The following is a 16,540-nucleotide window of genomic DNA, read 5'->3' as shown; positions in this document are numbered from 1 at the left end:
GACGCCGCGCCCCACATGGATACCGCGCTGACGCTGACCACTGACATGAAGCTCGTGCTCGGGCTGGTCGGCTTCACAATGGCGATGTTCCTGTTCGAGCGCATCCGCGCCGACGTGGTCGCGCTGGTGGTGCTGGTGGTGCTGGGCGTGACCGGCCTGATCGCGCCGGAGGAGATCTTCGGCGGCTTCTCCGGCAACGCGGTGATGAGCATCATCGCCACCACCATCCTCGGCGCAGGCCTGGACCGTACCGGTGCATTGAACCGGCTCGCGGCCTGGCTGCTGCGGCGTGGCCATGGCGTGGAGCAGCGGCTGCTGATGATGACCACGGCCATCGCCGGCCTGAACTCGTCCTTCATGCAGAACCCGTCGGTGATGGCGTTGTACCTGCCGGTCGCCTCGCGCCTGGCCGCGCGCACCGGGCTGACCATGCAGCGCCTGCTGCTGCCGATCTCGGCGGCGATCGTGATGGGCGGCGCGCTGACCATGGTCGGCAACTCACCGCTGATCCTGCTGAACGATCTGCTGGCCTCGGCCAACAACAACCTGCCCTCCGGCCTGGCCACCATCGAGCCGCTGCGCATGTTCGCGCCGCTGCCGATCGGCGTCGCCCTGCTGATCGCCTCACTGCTGTATTTCCGCTATTACGGCGACCGCAAGCTGGTGGAAGAGGAAAGCCTGGTCAACGACGGCACCACGCCGGCCCGCACCGAGAGCTACTTCGCCAAGACCTACGGCATCGAAGGCGACGTGTTCGAGCTTGTGGTCACCGCCGAGAGCCCGCTGGTCGGCATGACCCTGGGCGAGGCCGAGAACCTGCATGACGCGCCACTGCTGCTGGCACTGAAGACCGGCAATGACACCCGCTTGGCACCGCCTGCGGAAATGCGCATATGGGTCGGCAGCGTGCTCGGTGCGATGGGCCCGCGCCAGCAGATCCACGATTTCGCGCAGAACCAGTTCCTGCGCATGTCCTCGCGCCTGAAACACCTCGGTGACCTGTTCAATCCCAGCCGCGCTGGCATTTCCGAAGCGGTGGTGCCGCCGACCTCCGGCGTCATCGGCAAGACCGCAGGCGAGCTGCGCCTGCGCAAGGAACGCGGCATCAGCCTGCTGGCGATCAACCGCGACAAGCAGGTGATCCGCGAGGATGTACGCGATGTGCAGCTGCGCGCCGGCGACATGCTGGTCTTCCACAGCATCTGGACTGATCTGGCGCAGGCCGCCAAGAGCCGTGACTTCGTGGTGGTCACCGATTACCCCACCGGCGAGCAGCGCCCGCACAAGTTCAAGATCGCCATGGCGATCTTCGCCCTGACCATCCTGATCGCGCTGACCAGCAAGCTGCCGGTGGCGCTGACCCTGATGACCGGCGTGGCCGGGATGCTGTTGACCGGCGTGCTGCGCATGGACGAGGCCTATGCCTCGATCAACTGGAAGACGGTATTCATGATGGCCGGGCTGATTCCGCTCGGCTGGGCGATGGATTCCAGCGGCGCAGCGGCATGGGTGGCCGGCCATACCATCGACAAGCTGCCCACCGGCATTCCGATCTGGGTGCTGGAACTGGCGCTGGCGCTGCTGACCACGGTGTTCTCGCTGGTGATCAGCCATGTGGGCGCGACCATCGTGATGGTGCCGATCGCGGTGAACCTGGCGCTGGCGGCCGGCGGCAATCCCACGGCGTTCGCGCTGATCGTGGCGCTGTCGGCGTCCAACAACCTGATGACGGCGTCGAACCCGGTGATTTCAATGATCACCGGCCCGGCCAACTACACCCCGCGCGAGATGTGGCGGGTTGGCGGCCCGCTGTCGCTGATCTACACCTGTGTGGTGGTGGTGATGATCAACCTGATGTTCTGAGGGGCCTTCTCTGCAGGGCTGCGCCCTGCACCCGCAGAGGCAACGGCAACAGCCTGCAAGTACGTCCCTGTAAGCTCGGTCGCGCCATCCATGGCGCTCACGCCCCCGCAACCGGACCCACCCCGCCTTCGACAGATTTCCGCGCGCTGTCGGAACGGCATTCTGTGCTGCTGTGGGTGGGTGTCGACCTTGGTCGACACGGTAGATCCACGCCAGGCGTGGATGGATTCCTGGACGTTTCGCTGATGTGGGGGTCTGAACTTGGTGGGGTCTGAACTTGGTGGGTGCGGACCGTTGGTCCGCACACCGATGCCTCAGGCCAGGTAGACCTGTCCATCCCGCACATCCACCGGCACTGCGCGCAGACGGTCGCCCTTGCAGGGGCCGGCGATGCAGTCGCCACTGTCCAGCGCGAACGAGGCGCCGTGGGCGGCGCAGACCAGATGGCCTTCGCGGCTCTTCAGGAACTGGCCGGGTGCCCAGTCCAGACGGCGGCCCGCGTGCGGGCAGATGTTCAGGAACGCGCGCACATGTTCACCGTCGCGGTACAGCAGCAGCGACTCGGCATCGCCATCGACCACCGCTTCAACCTCGGCAAACGCGCCATCGGCAATGGCATCCAGGGTGATCAGGGCAACAGCGGCAGTCATGGCGAGGGCTCGGACGGAATCGCGCATTGTCGCACGCCAGGTCATGTGACTAGCTGCGACATGAACACAAGTCATTGATCCGTAATAAGCCAAGGCTATATTTAACGAGTTTTTCACTCAATGACAGTGGCAGCTGCTGATACTCATGGCTCGCTGATTTCCAGCCTATCGAGCCACCATGTTCAATCGCGATTTCGCCTTCAACCAGTTCCGCACCCTGTTTGCCCCGCGCAAGCCGCGTCATCCGCTGGTGCGCGTTGCCGTCGGCCTGCTCGGCCTGGCGATCCTGGCCGCGATGGTGTTCATCGGCGTATTCGTCGGTGCCGCCATGATCCTGGTGGGCCTGGCGTGGAAGCTGCTGGCTTCGCGCAAGTCCGGCCCGAGCCGCCCGGTCGACCCGAACGTGGTCGAGGGCGAGTACCACGTGGTGCGCAAGTCGGCGCTGCCGTCCTCGCGCTGATCGACGCTGCCCGCTGACGGCGGGCCTTGCTGCGTTCTAGACTGCGGGCACTCCCTTCCTGGATGCCCGCATGTCCGATGTCTCCGATGTGATCCCTGCTGCAGCCACGCCGCGTGTACCGGTTGTTGGCGGCGGCAGCTTTCCCGTGCACCGCATCTACTGCGTCGGCCGCAACTTCGCCGACCACGCGCGTGAGATGGGTGCTGCCGTGCCCGCAGCAGATGATCGCGGCCGCCCGATGTTCTTCACCAAGCCGGCCGACGCCATCGTGGTCGGCCACGACGATGTGATCCCCTATCCGCCTGCCACCAGCAACCTGCATCACGAGGTGGAACTGGTGGTGGCGATCGGCCGTGACGCGCCCACCGGCGAGCTGGCCGTGGCCGACGCCGAGGCCCTGGTCTATGGCTATGCCGTGGGCCTGGACCTGACCCGCCGTGATCTGCAGGCGGCCGCCAAGGAGAAGGGCCACCCGTGGGATTCGGCCAAGGGTTTCGATGCCTCTGCACCGATCAGCGAGATCGTGCACGCCGGTGAAGTTGGCGATCTGGCCGCGCTCAACCTGTCGCTGGAGATCAATGGCGAGGTACGCCAGCAGTCCCTGCTCGACCAGATGATCTGGAACGTGCCGGAGATCCTGCACGAGCTGTCCAAGCTGTGGCAGCTGCGCGCCGGCGACCTGGTGTTCATGGGTACGCCGTCTGGCGTGGCCGCCCTGAAGCCCGGCGACCGTTTCAGTGCACGCCTTGAGAACGTGGCCGAGCGCCACGGCGTGATCGCCGGCTGACATCAGCTGCGCTACCCTTCGCGCTGCCCCCCTCGCCCTCAGGAGAAAAACAACAATGGGAATGCTCACCGAGTTCAAGGAATTCGCGATGCGCGGCAACGTCATCGACCTCGCCGTCGGCGTGGTCATCGGCGCGGCCTTCGGCAAGATCGTCACCGCGCTGGTGGAGAAGATCATCATGCCGCCGCTGGGCATGCTGATCGGCAAGGTCGATTTCTCGCAGCTTGCGTGGACGCTGTCGCCGGCCAGCATCGGGCCTGATGGCAAGGAAATCCCGGCCGTGGTGATCGGCTACGGTGATTTCATCAACACGCTGATCCAGTTCGTGATCGTGGCCTTCGCCATCTTCCTGGTGATCAAGGTGATCAACCGCCTGTCGCGCAAGAAGGAAGCGGCGCCGGCAGCGCCGGCCGAGGAAGTGGTGCTGCTGCGCGAGATCCGCGACAGCCTGAAGAAATAAGGTGGGTAGCGCCGGGCCATGCCCGGCGGAACGCCATCCTGCCGCTGCGCTCGCCGGGCCATGCTTGGCGCTACTGCAGAGGCGTGCGGAAGCCCCGCTACGGCGGGGCTTTCGCTTTGCTGCATCTGGCGGAAAACAGCATCCGCGCCGGCCATGACCTCCCGCCCATGCGCTGCGCTGAACGACTGTTAAGCTCCAAGGCTTACACCCTTCCCGGAGCTGTCCATGCGTCGCCGCGTCCTTGCCATCGCATCCTCCCTCGCCCTGCTGGCCGCGCCGGCCTTCGCGGCGCCGCATGCCACCACCCTGCCGCCGGCTTCGCTGGCCACCGCCGCGCAGCTGCGCGACCAGGCGCTGGCTGATGACACCGGCTGGAAGGTGGTCGAATCGTTGACCACCGAGATCGGCCCCCGCATCGCCGGCAGCGAGGCCGACGCCCGTGCCGTGGCCTGGGCAGAAGCCAAGTTCAAGGCACTGGGTTTTGACAAGGTGTGGAAGGAACCGGTGACCTTCCCGAAATGGGAGCGCCGCAGTGAACACGCCGCCGTGACCGGCAGGAGCCCGCAACCGCTGCAGATCACCGCGCTGGGTGGCAGCCCGGGCGGTACGGTCGAAGCCGAGGTAGTGCGGTTTGCCGATCTGGCCGCGCTGCAGGCCGCACCGGCGGGTTCGCTGAAGGGCAAGATCGCCTTCGTCGATTATCAGATGCTGCCGTTCCGCGATGGCCGCGACTATGGCCGTGGCGGCGCGATCCGCAGCAAGGGCCCGTCCGAGGCCATCCGCAAGGGCGCGATCGGTTTCCTGATGCGCTCGGCCGGTACCGATTCGCACCGCGTGCCGCACACCGGCATCACTCGCTTTGATGACGGCCTGACCCCGGTGCCGTCGGCGGCGCTGTCGGTGCCCGACGCCGACCAGTTGGCGCGCCTGCTTGCCCGTGGCGCAACCACGGTGAAGGTCGCACTGGACTGCGGTTGGGATGGCACGGCGACCTCGTACAACGTGATCGGTGAGATCACCGGCCGCACGCTGCCGAAGGAAGTGGTGGTGATCGGTGGACACCTGGACTCGTGGGACCTGGGCACCGGCGCGGTCGATGACGGCGCAGGCGTGGGCATCACCATGGCCGCCGGCCACCTGATCGGCCAGCTGAAGCAGGCGCCGAAGCGCACCATCCGCGTGGTCGCCTTCGCCAACGAAGAACAGGGCCTGTATGGCGGCAAGGCCTACGCCGAGGCGCATGCCAAGGATGTAGCCCTGCACCAGCTGGCCGCCGAGAGCGATTTCGGTGCTGGCCGCATCTACGCCTTCAACACCGGTTCGCCGAACCCGGAAGGCTCGCGCGAAGCGACGAAGCAGATTGCCGAAGTGATGAAGCCGCTCGGCATCGAGTACCAGGCCGACAAGGGTGGCCCGGGGCCGGATGTCGGTCCGCTGGCCGCCAAGGGTGGCGCATGGGCGTGGCTGGCGCAGGATGGCTCGGATTACTTCCACCTGCACCACACCGCCGACGACACCCTCGACAAGATCGACCCGAAGGCGCTGGCACAGAACGTGGCGGCCTACACCGTGTTTGCCTACCTGGCGGCCGAGGCCGATGGCAACTTCGGTAGCGAAGCCAAGGCAACCACGCCGCCGAACGAGTGATGCGGTAACGGCGCGGCAGGAACGGTGCGGACCCAGGTCCGCACCCACCAGGGGAGATTCCGCATTGGTAGCGCCGGGCCATGCCCGGCGAGTGCAGCGGCAATCGGGGTGCGAACCAAGGTTCGCCCCCCCTGCACCGCTCAGCCGCGCTGGCTGACCCACTGCGCCAGCAACACGGCCGTGGCGGAAGCGACATTCAGGCTTTCAACCGCGCCACTGCCGGGAATCGACAGCTGCTGGTCGCACTGGCTGGCCAGGCCGCGATCCATGCCTTCGCTTTCCGCGCCCATCACGTAGACCAGGCGGGCCGGCAGCGAAGTGCGGAACACGTTATCGCCACCCTCGACCAGGGTCGCGGCGAGGCCGAAACCGGCCGCGCGCAGCTGCGCCATCGCTTCTGCATCCTCAGGCAACTGCACCAGCGGCACCGACTCTGCGCCGCCCTCGGCCACGCGTGCGGCCGCGCCGGACAACGCCAGCGTACTGCTGGCCGGCAGCAGCAGCGCCTTGGCGCCGAAGTGCGCGGCAGAGCGCAGGATCGCACCGAAGTTGTGCGGATTACCGACGCCATCCAGCCACAGTGCCAGCGCCGGGCCTTCGCCCAGGTCGGCCAGCCATTGCGCCAGCGGCAACACCGGCGCGCGCAGCACGTCGGCCACCAGGCCTTCATGGTGGGTGGTGGCGGCCAGCTTGTTGAGGTCGCCCTCCTCCACCACGCGATAGCCCACGCGGTTGGCCACGCACCACTTCAGCACCGGCTGCATGCGCGGAATCAGCGATTCCACCAGGTACAGCTTGCGCAGCGCCTGCGGACGCTTGGCGAACAGCGCCTGCACCGCGTTCCAGCCGTACAGGCGAAGTTCGTCGTTGCCCCGCCCCGGCGGTGGCGGGGTGCCGCCCTCACGCGGTGGCAGCGGGGTGGCCCGCGGCGGTCGCGACGACGGGCGGCGGGCATTCTTCCAGGGATCATTCACTACGGGACAACTCCAGCTTGCGTTGACGCCAGAAATCGGCGTTCTTGATGCCCAGGGCATCGGGGTCGAAGATCGGGTCGAGACCGAGCTTCTTCTGTCGTTCGTAATCGCGCAGGGCCAGCATGGCCGGCTTCTGCACGATGAGGATGGCGATGATGTTCAGCCAGGCCATCAGGCCCACGCCGATATCACCCAGCGCCCAGGCCAGGGTGGCGTTGTGGAAGGCACCGAACACCACCATGCCGATGATGCCCAGGCGCAGCAGCAGCACGGTGAGCGGCCGGCGCTTGTTGTGGTTGACGTAGGTCAGGTTGGTTTCGGCCATGTAGTAATAGGCCATGATCGTGGTGAAGGCGAAGAAGAAGATCGCCACCGACACGAAGGCCGAGCCCCAGCCCGGCAGCACCGCTTCCACACCCGCCTGCGCGTAGCCCGCACCTTCGGGAATGCCGGCCAGGCCCTGGAAGATCGGCGCGGCGCCGGCGACCGGCGAATACACGTTGTAGGTGCCGCTGGCCAGGATCAGGAAGGCGGTGGCGGTGCACACCATCATGGTGTCGAAGTAGATGGCGAACGCCTGCACGTAGCCCTGCTTGGCCGGGTGCGAGACCTCGGAGGCCGCCGCAGCGTGCGGACCCGAGCCCTGGCCGGCCTCGTTGGCGTAGATGCCGCGCTTGATGCCCCACTCCACCGCCAGGCCCATCATCGCGCCGAACGCGGCATGGGTGCCGAACGCGCTCTTGAAGATGATGCCGAACATTTCCGGCACGCGGTCGTAGTTGATGATCATGATGACGATGGCCATCAGGATGAAGCCGGCGGCCATGAACGGCACCACCACTTCCGCGAAGTTGGCGATGCGCTTGACGCCACCGAAGATCACCACGCCCAGCAGCAGGGCGACGACGATGCCGATGCCCAGCTTCAGCGCCTGCGCCGATTCCATGCCGAAGGCCTGGCCATCGAGCGGACCGCACAGCGCGGTACCGCGGCAGGCGTTGATGACGCTGTCGGCGATCGCGTTGGCCTGCACGCCGGGCATCAGGAAACCGGCGGCGATGATCGTGGCGATGGCGAAAGCCATTGCATACCACTTCAGGCCCATCGCTTTTTCGATGTAATAGGCCGGGCCACCGCGGTAGCGGCCTTCGGCATCCTTGGTCTTGTAGATCTGCGCCAGGGTGCATTCCACATACGAGGTGGAGGCGCCGAGGAAGCCCATCACCCACATCCAGAAGATCGCGCCGGGGCCGCCGAAGGCGATGGCGGTGGCCACGCCGGCGATGTTGCCGATGCCCATGCGGCCGGCCATCGACATGGCCAGGGCCTGGAACGAGGACACGCCGGCGTCGGACTTCTCACCGGACACGGTGAGGCGGCACATCTCGACGAAACCACGGATCTGCATGAAGCGGGTGCGCAGGCTGAAGAACAGGCCGGCGGCCAGGCACATGAAGATCAGCGCCTTGCTCCAGATGATGCTGTTGATGAAATGTACGGTAGCTTCCACGCGCGCTCTCTCCAGTCGGCGGGTTGTAAGGACGTCCCGTCGGCTGGAAGGGACCGGTCGATTCTCCCTGATCGAAGGTCGCTGCGATAGCGCCGGAAGGGATCCGCCGGGCATGGCCCGGCGCTACCGGGCATGCCGGCCGCACCACGGGTAGCGCCGGGCCGTGCCCGGCGACCGGCAATGACCGTGCCCCCACGGTAGCGCCGGGCCATGCCCGGCGGCCTTTCAGGGCAGCTGCCTGCGTACCCGGGCGAAGCGGCGCAGGTCATGCAGGACGCCGCGCTTGTACAGGGCGCAGCGCTCCACGCCCTCCTCCTGGAAACCGTTCTTTTCCAGTACCCGGGCCGAGCCCAGGTTGAAGTCGACGACCGTGGCCTGCAGCCTGAACAGGCCAAGCTCATCCATCACCCAGGGCGCGAACAGGCCGACCACAGCGGTCATCAGGCCCTGCCCCCAATGGGCCTGGCCGAGCCAGTAGCCCAGTTCCGCGGTATGCCCGCGCTCGGCCACGCCCCGCTGGGCACTGATGCTGCCGCAGGCCTGGCCCTCTATCTCGATGGCCAGGTTCAGCGTACCCGGGGCCAGCACGCGTCCGCCCAGGAAGGCTTCGCCATCCTCGCGGGTGTATGGATACGGGAAGCGGTCACGCAGCCCGCGCGAGACGTCCGCGTCGTTGGCGTGATGCAACAGCGACTGCAGGTCATCTCTGCGCCAGGGGCGCAGGACGAATCCGTTGCCTTGCAAGCGTGGGGTCAGAGCCCGTTCCTCCTCGGCAAGGGATCCGACCCCGACGCCGCCCTCGTTGGCAGACGGCTCAGGCATGCCCACCCACCGACGGCGAGTCGGCCTCCTGCTTCTCCAGCTCGCGCTTCACCGCCTCCGGCGAGCGGGTATACGGGGCCAGCCGCGCGTAGAACGCCGGCACCACGAACAGCGACAGGAAGGTGGACAGGGTGACGCCGAAGATGATCACGATGCCGATGGTGCCACGGCTGGCCGAGCCCGGGCCACCGGCCACCACCAGCGGGATGGCACCGACCACGGTGGCGATCGAGGTCATCAGGATCGGACGCAGGCGCACCATCGCCGATTCGATGATCGCTTCGCGCACGCTGCGGCCATCGTCGCGCAGCTGGTTGGCGAATTCGACGATCAGGATGCCGTTCTTGGCCGCCAGGCCGACCAGCATGACGATGCCGATCTGGCTGAACAGGTTCACCGTGCCGCCACTCAGCCACAGGCCAACCAGCGCACCAAGCACGCCCAGCGGCACGGTCAGCATGATAGTCAGCGGGTGGATGAAGCTCTCGAACTGCGCGGCCAGCACCAGGTACACCACCAACAGGGCCATGGCGAAGGTCAGCAGCACCGCACCACCCGCACTCTGGTACTCGCGCGATTCGCCCTTCCAGTTCACCTGTGCGTACTGCGGCAGCTCCTCGCCGGTCACCTGCTGGGCCCAGGCGATGGCCTCGCCCAGCGGATAGCCCGGTGCCAGGCCAGCACTGATGGTGATCGAGCGCAGGCGGTTGAAGCGGTTCAGGGTTCCGGCCTCGGCCACTTCGCTCAGCGTGACCAGGTTGGACAACGGCACCAGCTCGCCGGAGGTCGCACGCACGCGGATCGCGGCCAGATCGGCGGGGCTGGCGCGGCCATCACGGCCGGCCTGGACCAGCACGTCGTACTCCTCGCCGTTGTCGACGAAGGTGGTGACGCGGCGCGAGCCCATCATCGTTTCCAGCGCCGAACCAATCGCGGTGACCGGCACGCCGAGGTCGGCGGCACGCTGGCGGTCGATGTTCACCCGCATCTGCGGACGGGTTTCCTTGTAGTCCGAGTCCGCGCCGACCAGGCCGGGGTTGTCGGCCATGCGCAGCAGGATGCGGTCGCGCCACTGTGCGATCTCGGCGTATTCCGGGCCGCCCAGCACGATCTGGAACGGCTGCCCGCCACTGCGTACCAGGCCGCCACCGACCTGGGTACGTACGCGCACGCCACGGATGGTGTCCAGCTCCTTCTGCAGTTCGTTGGCGACTTCCGGCGTGCCTTCGCTGCGCTGGCGCCACGGCTGCAGGAACACGCTGACGCGGCCCGTGTGCATTTCCTCGCTGGCACCGAAACCGCCGGGCACGCGCGGGTTGGCGCGCACGATCGGCTTGTCCGCGCCGACGTGCGGTGCCAGCAGCGCTTCGACCTGCTGCACCTGCTGCACGGTGTAGTCATAGCCGGCGCCTTCCGGGCCGTCGATCATGATCTGGAACGAACCACGGTCTTCGGCCGGGGCCAGTTCCGAAGGCAGCACTTTGATCAGCAGCCAGCTGGCCGCCAACGCAGCAGCCATCACCAGCAGGTAGATCCAGGTGCGATCGACATGGTGATCGAGCACGCGGCCGTAGGCGCCGGCCAGGCGTTCCAGATTGCGGTTGATGAAGCCGTGCAGCCCGCGCGGTGCCTGCCCGGTATGCGGCTTGAGCAGCTTGGAGGCCATCATCGGCGTCAGCGTCAGCGCGACGAACGCCGACAGCGCGACGGCGGCGGCCAGGGCTACCGCCAGTTCACGGAACAGGCGCCCGGTATTGCCTTCCAGGAAGCCGACCGGCAGGAATACCGCTACCAGCACGGCGGTGGTGGCGATCACCGCGAACGCCACCTGCCCGGTACCCCGCTTGGACGCCACCAGCGGCGGTTCGCCCAGGTCGATGCGGCGCTGCACGTTCTCCACCACCACGATCGCGTCATCCACCACCAGGCCGATGCACAGCACCAGCGCCAGCAGGGTCAGCAGGTTGATCGAGAAGTCGAACGCGTACAGCGCGATGAACGCCGCCACCAGGCATACCGGCACGGTGACCGCAGGAATCAACGCCGCGCGGAAGCTGCCGAGGAACAGCCAGATCACCGCCAGCACCAGGATCATCGCCTCCACCAGGGTGGCGTACACGCGGTCGACGGCAGCCTCGATGAAGGTGGTGTTGTCGAAGGCAACGAAGATCTGCGTGCCCTTGGGCAGGGTCAGCGCGACACGTTCGGCCTCGGCGCGCGCGGTGCGCGCCACGTCCAGCGAATTGGCCGTGGAGGTCTTGACGATGCCCAGGCCGATGCCGGGCTCGCCGTTGCTGCGGTAGTAGGCGCGACGCTCGGCCGAGGCCAGCTCGATCTTCGCCACATCGCCCATGCGCACCACATAGCCATCACGGCCCTTGCCCAGCGGGATGGTCGCGAAGTCTTCCGGCTTGATGTAGTTGCGTTCCACGCGCAGGGTGAAGTCGCGGTCGGTGGATTCGATGCGGCCGGCCGGCAGTTCCACGTTCTCGTTGCGCAACGCGGTTTCCACATCGCCGGTGGTCAGCCCACGTGCGGCCAGCTGGTCGCGGTCCAGCCAGATGCGCATCGCATAGCGCTGGCGGCCACCGATGCGGACCTGGGCCACACCATCGAGGCTGGAGAAGCGGTCGACCACGTAGCGGTCGGCGTAGTCGCTCAGTTCCAGCGTATCCATGGTCGAGGAGACCATGTTGAACCAGATGATCGGGTCGGCATCGCTCTCGACCTTGGCGATCTCCGGTGGCCGTGCCTCCTCGGGCATGCGGTCGGCCACGCGGCTGACCGCGTCGCGCACGTCGTTGGCCGCCGCTTCGATATCACGGTTGGAGGTGAATTCGATGCTGACCTGCGAGCGGCCGTTGGTACTGCGCGCGTTGATCGTATCGATGCCTTCGATGCCGGCCAGCGCGTCTTCCAGCACCTGGGTGATGCGGCTCTCGATGACCGCTGCCGAGGCACCGGTGTAATCCACCGAGACCGAAACGATCGGCGGGTCGATGGCCGGCAGTTCGCGCAGCGTCAACCGGGTGAAGGACATCACCCCCAGCACCAGCAGCAACAGGCTCATCACCACGGCGAACACCGGCCGCTGGATGGAGACGTCGGACAGCTTCATCCGCCGTGGCCCTCGGCCGCGACCGGTGCAGCGGCGTCAGCGGGCTTTGCACCGCTGGCCGGTGCCGCATCCTTGGCCGCGACCTTCAGGCCTGGGCGCAGCTTGCCGGTGCCATCGACCACGATGCGCTGGCCCGCTTCCAGGCCCTGCTTGATCTCGACCACGCCGGCGCGGCGCGCACCGGTCACCACGTCCACGCGCTCGACGCTGTCGTCGCTCTTGATGCGGTACACGAAGGTATCGCGACCGACCTGCACCACGGCGATTTCCGGAATCACCAGCGCCGGCCGCTCGGGATGGAACAGGCGCACATCGAGCAGCATGCCCGGCCGCAGCGCATGGTCGCCGTTGGCGAAGTCGGCACGCACGGTCACCGCACGGGTGGCGGGGTCGATGCGTGCATCGATGGTGCTGACCTCGCCCTCGAAGGTACGGCCCGGCCAGGCCACGCTGGTGGCCTGCACCTTGTCGCCGATGGTCAGCGCGGCCAGTTCCACTTCCGGCACCTGGAAATCGACGTGCATGCGCTCGACGTCGTCGAGGGTAGCGATCACCGTGGTCGGCGTCAGCAGCGTACCCGGGCTGACCTGGCGGATGCCAAGGACGCCGGCGAACGGCGCGCGCACACGACGGTCACCGATGTCCGACTGCATCTGTGCCACCCGCGCTTCGGCGGCGTCGCGGATCGACTTCTGCGTGTCCAGGGTCGCGCTGGATACCAACCGCTGCGCCGCCAGTTCGCGCTGGCGCTTGTACAGCTGGTCGGCTTCGCGGAAGGTCGCCTGCGCCTGCACCAATGCGGCCTCCTGGGCCTGCCCGCGCAGGGTCACGAGGGGCGCACCGGCGGCGACCTGCTGGCCACTTTCAAAGTGCACGCGCTCGACGATCTCGCTCACCTTGGCGGTCACGCTGATCGACTCGCGCGCCTTGGCCGTGCCCAGCGCCTGCAGCGTGTCGTTCCACTGCACCGCCTGCACGACCTGCGCGGTGACCGGCACGGCTTCGCCCTGCCGACGCGCGGCGGCCTCCTGTTTGCCTGCGCACCCGGCCAGCACGGCCAGGCTGAGGCCAAGGGCCAGGGTCGAAGCGATACGAGCCAACATGAAGCGTCCTGAGTGGTGCACGGCCGCCGAGTGTAGGCAAGGCCCCGCAAAAGCGGTATGTGCCAAGCGTTTACCGGCGTGGAACGGGGGCTGCGATAGCGCCGTGTGCCCATTCCATGCAGGGGGTCCGCAGCACGGTGTCGGCGTATGTCGGGATGTATCCCGGCGCGCCATGGCCGGCGATACCGTCGTACAGTCGAGGGGCCCGGCCGAGGGCGCCGGGCGGGGTCGGAACCTGGCGGGGATCCGACCCCGTTTTCTTTTGGACACAGGCCTTGTTTGCCCGGCGCACCGGTAGCGCCGGGCCATGCCCGGCGGATCAGTACCGGTAGTTCACCTTCATCCACAGGCTGCGGCCGGGCTCGTTGATGCGCACCGGATCAGCCGGGAAGCCGAAATCTGCGCTGCCGGCCAGGTTCAGATGCTCGCTGTAGGCACGGTCGAACAGGTTGTCGACACCGGCGCTGAGCTGCAGCTGTGAACTGAAGCGATAGGCCGCGTTGAGCGCCAACGTGGCAAAGCCGCTGCTCGTCCCCAGGTCCTGCGCCACCACGTTGCCCTGCCCGTCCGCGACCCGATGCTGGTGGGTGACCGCGCGCAGCAGCGCACCGGCACTCCAGCGTTGGCCTTCCCAGTCAGCGCTCAGGCGCGCTTCCAGCGGCGGCATCTGCGGCAACGGGCGATGCTGATCGCGGTTCTCGCCCCAGGCATAGGCCAGCGTGCCCCCCAGCTTCCACTGGTCGTCCAGCTGTAGCTGCAGGCCGGCCTCGGCACCGGCGATGCGTGCCTGCACGTTGTCAGCCTGGCTCATGCCCATCATGCCGCTGCCGCGATAGGTGAACAGGATGTAGTCCTGGATCTGACCCGCATACGCCGAGACCCAGGCCTGCACGCGCGGGCCCTTGTATTGCAGGCCGATGTCGAGCTGGGTGGTGCGCTCGGGCTGGATGCCAGCGAACGCGTTCACCGCACCTGCCGGCCCCTGATCGGGCGAGAACAGTTCCCAGTAGTCGGGCATGCGCTGGCTGTGGCCCAGCCCGGCATACCAGGTCAGGCCGTCGGCAAGGTCCTGTTCGTAGCGCAGGAAACCACTGCCCAGCCATTCCCTGCGGCGCTGGCCGGCGGTGGGATTGGGCATGGCCATCATCATGCCGCCGATGTCGGCACGCGCATCGCGCACGCTGGCACGATCGATGCGCAGCCCGCCGATCCAACGCTGCCCGGTGTCCACACCGAGGGTCAGTTCGGTGAATGCACCGTAGCGGCGGAAATCGGCGTCGGTGTTCCAGTCCGCCTGCTTGTAGGTATCGCGGCCCATGCCCATGCGGCCGCGATGCCGGCTGTCTTCGCCGTCGACGCCGGCCACCAGCTGCACGTCCTGCCAGCGCCATTCGGCGCCGATGCGCCCGCCCTGCGTGCGGCGATCCACGTTCGACGCCATCGGCATCGGCATCATGCTGTGTGGGTTCGGCGTACGCAGCGTGTAGTTGTCCATCACGTGGTCGGCTTCGTTGTAGTACACGTTCGCCTGCAGCGTGTCCCACGCCCCGGGCAGATTGCGCTTCTCGAAGCGTGCGGCGTAACTGGTGCGTTCGAACGCGGCACCATCCATGCCGCGCCCCGCGTAACGCGCGATCGCATCGCCGGCACCGGCGGAGACCTCCAACAGGGTATCGGCGTCAGGCGTCCAACCCACCGCTACGTCGCCATTCCACTTGCGCCATTTCGACGGAACCACATCGCCGTTGCCGTCCTTGTAGTCATCGGCTTCGGAGCGATTACCGCTGGCACGCACATAGCCCGTTGGATTGCCCAGGGTCAGGTCCAGCACCTGGTCGTTGCGGTTGCGTGAGCCGACCAGCGCACTGGCATCGGCACGCAGCCCGGGCGCATCGAAACGCGGGGTATCACGCTCGAAACGCACGGTGCCCGCAGAGGCACCCGCGCCCCAGCGCACGCTCTGCGGGCCCTTGATGATGGTCAGCCGATCAAAGCTCTCCGGCGAGATGTAGGACAGCGGGTTGTCCATGCGCGAGGGACACGCGCCAATCAGATTGCCGTCGTTGCTGAGGATGTTCAGGCGCGAACCGGACATGCCACGCAGCACCGGGTCGCCGTTGGTGCCACCGTTGCGGATGGCGGAGAAGCCGGGAACGGTCTTCAGGTAATCGGCGCCATCGCTGGCCGGTACCGGCTGCCGCGGCAGGCGCGGATCGGTCACCCAATGCAGTGGCGAGGACGGCGCGGCGGCGGTGACCACCAGCGTATCCAGCGTCCGCGCTTCTTCAGCGGGCGCGGCATGGGCGAAGGGCGCGGCCAGGGCAGCGCCAAGCGCAAACGGCAGGCGCGCACGGGCGCCCGCAGCGGGGAAAGTCATTTTCATGGAAACAGCTCCAAGGTACGCACGCGCGCACGACGCCCTTGCAGGCCTCGTGCGGCGGATTCGATAGGGAAATCAGCGGACGGTGGAGATCAGCGGCGGGCCACGCGCAGCATGTGCCGGCCAATGCAGCAGCGGCAGTCGCGGCTGCGACCATGGGAACACCGGCTTCGGCCGCCACAGCAGGGGCAGCAGCAGCACCAGCACGGCCAGCCACGGCAGCAGGCGCATGGCCAGCACGCAGTACTCGCAGGCCTCGCCGTGCATGGCGTGCGGATCGGCGGGCGGGGTCGGATCCCTTTGCCCCGGCAAAGGGCTCTGACCCTCAGCAATGTCGCCGTGATGCATGTGGGCATGGTCCATGCCGCCATGCATTGTGGATGGGGTCAGAGCCCTTCCCTGTGGTGAAGAGATCTGACCCTGCGGCTGCTGCAGCGCACGGCTGACCAGCGGCGCAAGCACCATCAACAGCGTCGCGATGAAGGCGAGCTGGAGCAGGGTTCGACGGAGGCAGCCGGTACGGATCACCGCGCTAGTGTAGAGGTGCCTCCAGAAGGCACCGTGCGACGAACCGTCGCAGGAGGGGGTTTATCGGCAGGGCTGCGCCCTGCACCTGCGGTAATGCCGGCCGCTGGCCGGCAACCTCAGCAGCAACAGCAACATCAAAAGCTGGCTTCCTGTGGGTAGGCGGGGTGGGTCCGGTTGCGGGGGCCGCTGCAAGTACGTCCATGTAAGCTCGGTCGCCGCATCCATGCGGCTCACGCCC

Annotated in this window: 13 protein-coding genes; 5 read left to right on the top strand and 8 right to left on the bottom strand. The window is 67.2% G+C overall.

Annotated elements, in window-relative coordinates:
* Positions 1–15: 15 nt before the first annotated feature.
* On the top strand, positions 16–1,863 hold the full coding sequence (locus tag TEP_RS03960; protein WP_132824346.1) for an SLC13 family permease: 1,848 nt from the start codon (positions 16–18) through the stop codon (positions 1,861–1,863).
* 314 nt (positions 1,864–2,177) lie between these two features.
* On the opposite strand, the gene TEP_RS03955 is transcribed toward TEP_RS03960, so the two are convergent.
* Positions 2,178–2,513, bottom strand: coding sequence for a Rieske (2Fe-2S) protein (locus TEP_RS03955; RefSeq protein ID WP_132824345.1), 336 nt, complete (start codon positions 2,511–2,513; stop codon positions 2,178–2,180).
* Positions 2,514–2,691: 178 nt separating this feature from the next.
* Between TEP_RS03955 and TEP_RS03950 the strand changes: the two genes are divergently transcribed.
* The 4 genes from TEP_RS03950 (at position 2,692) to TEP_RS03935 (ending at position 5,867) form a co-directional block, all read left to right on the top strand.
* On the top strand, positions 2,692–2,973 hold the full coding sequence (locus tag TEP_RS03950) for a hypothetical protein (protein WP_132824344.1): 282 nt from the start codon (positions 2,692–2,694) through the stop codon (positions 2,971–2,973).
* A gap of 70 nt (positions 2,974–3,043) precedes the next feature.
* Positions 3,044–3,760: a fumarylacetoacetate hydrolase family protein gene (locus TEP_RS03945; protein WP_132824343.1), complete on the top strand. Its 717-nt coding sequence runs from the start codon at positions 3,044–3,046 to the stop codon at positions 3,758–3,760.
* 55 nt (positions 3,761–3,815) lie between these two features.
* Positions 3,816–4,220, top strand: coding sequence for a large-conductance mechanosensitive channel protein MscL (gene mscL, locus TEP_RS03940; RefSeq protein WP_025874272.1), 405 nt, complete (start codon positions 3,816–3,818; stop codon positions 4,218–4,220).
* Between the two features lie 225 nt (positions 4,221–4,445).
* On the top strand, positions 4,446–5,867 hold the full coding sequence (locus TEP_RS03935) for a M28 family peptidase (RefSeq protein WP_132824342.1): 1,422 nt from the start codon (positions 4,446–4,448) through the stop codon (positions 5,865–5,867).
* A gap of 140 nt (positions 5,868–6,007) precedes the next feature.
* Here the strand turns inward: TEP_RS03935 and TEP_RS03930 are convergent, their stop codons facing one another.
* The 7 genes from TEP_RS03930 to TEP_RS03900 form a co-directional block, all read right to left on the bottom strand.
* Complete coding sequence (locus TEP_RS03930; protein WP_132824341.1) at positions 6,008–6,841, bottom strand: TrmH family RNA methyltransferase; 834 nt, start codon at positions 6,839–6,841, stop codon at positions 6,008–6,010.
* Complete coding sequence (locus TEP_RS03925; protein ID WP_025874267.1) at positions 6,834–8,351, bottom strand: alanine/glycine:cation symporter family protein; 1,518 nt, start codon at positions 8,349–8,351, stop codon at positions 6,834–6,836. Before TEP_RS03925 ends, TEP_RS03930 begins: the two co-directional genes overlap by 8 nt.
* A gap of 225 nt (positions 8,352–8,576) precedes the next feature.
* Entirely contained in the window at positions 8,577–9,173 is a 597-nt protein-coding gene (locus TEP_RS03920) for a GNAT family protein (protein WP_132824340.1), read from the bottom strand.
* Positions 9,166–12,291, bottom strand: a complete 3,126-nt coding sequence (locus tag TEP_RS03915; RefSeq protein WP_132824339.1) for an efflux RND transporter permease subunit — start codon at positions 12,289–12,291, stop codon at positions 9,166–9,168. The genes TEP_RS03920 and TEP_RS03915 overlap by 8 nt, the downstream gene beginning before the upstream one ends.
* On the bottom strand, positions 12,288–13,394 hold the full coding sequence (locus tag TEP_RS03910; protein ID WP_132824338.1) for an efflux RND transporter periplasmic adaptor subunit: 1,107 nt from the start codon (positions 13,392–13,394) through the stop codon (positions 12,288–12,290). The genes TEP_RS03915 and TEP_RS03910 overlap by 4 nt, the downstream gene beginning before the upstream one ends.
* Positions 13,395–13,713: 319 nt before the next feature.
* Positions 13,714–15,777, bottom strand: a complete 2,064-nt coding sequence (locus TEP_RS03905) for a TonB-dependent copper receptor (protein ID WP_132824337.1) — start codon at positions 15,775–15,777, stop codon at positions 13,714–13,716.
* A 72-nt stretch (positions 15,778–15,849) separates the two neighbouring features.
* Positions 15,850–16,299, bottom strand: a complete 450-nt coding sequence (locus TEP_RS03900) for a DUF2946 family protein (RefSeq protein WP_276321426.1) — start codon at positions 16,297–16,299, stop codon at positions 15,850–15,852.
* Positions 16,300–16,540 lie beyond the last annotated feature (241 nt).

The organism is Stenotrophomonas sp. TEPEL, assembly GCF_004348785.1.
Taxonomy (GTDB): Bacteria; Pseudomonadota; Gammaproteobacteria; order Xanthomonadales; family Xanthomonadaceae; genus Stenotrophomonas; species Stenotrophomonas indicatrix.
The sequence above is the reverse complement of the archived record's forward strand: the minus strand, read 5'-3'. Positions and strand labels throughout refer to the sequence as shown.

What these genes read in the sequence shown, in the direction of transcription:
- TEP_RS03960 (WP_132824346.1), top strand. Translation starts at nt 16, where the DNA reads ATGGATACCGCGCTGACGCTGACCACTGACATGAAGCTCGTGCTCGGG.
- TEP_RS03955 (WP_132824345.1), bottom strand. Translation starts at nt 2,513, where the DNA reads ATGACTGCCGCTGTTGCCCTGATCACCCTGGATGCCATTGCCGATGGC.
- TEP_RS03950 (WP_132824344.1), top strand. Translation starts at nt 2,692, where the DNA reads ATGTTCAATCGCGATTTCGCCTTCAACCAGTTCCGCACCCTGTTTGCC.
- TEP_RS03945 (WP_132824343.1), top strand. Translation starts at nt 3,044, where the DNA reads ATGTCCGATGTCTCCGATGTGATCCCTGCTGCAGCCACGCCGCGTGTA.
- mscL (WP_025874272.1), top strand. Translation starts at nt 3,816, where the DNA reads ATGGGAATGCTCACCGAGTTCAAGGAATTCGCGATGCGCGGCAACGTC.
- TEP_RS03935 (WP_132824342.1), top strand. Translation starts at nt 4,446, where the DNA reads ATGCGTCGCCGCGTCCTTGCCATCGCATCCTCCCTCGCCCTGCTGGCC.
- TEP_RS03920 (WP_132824340.1), bottom strand. Translation starts at nt 9,173, where the DNA reads ATGCCTGAGCCGTCTGCCAACGAGGGCGGCGTCGGGGTCGGATCCCTT.
- TEP_RS03915 (WP_132824339.1), bottom strand. Translation starts at nt 12,291, where the DNA reads ATGAAGCTGTCCGACGTCTCCATCCAGCGGCCGGTGTTCGCCGTGGTG.
- TEP_RS03910 (WP_132824338.1), bottom strand. Translation starts at nt 13,394, where the DNA reads ATGTTGGCTCGTATCGCTTCGACCCTGGCCCTTGGCCTCAGCCTGGCC.
- TEP_RS03905 (WP_132824337.1), bottom strand. Translation starts at nt 15,777, where the DNA reads ATGAAAATGACTTTCCCCGCTGCGGGCGCCCGTGCGCGCCTGCCGTTT.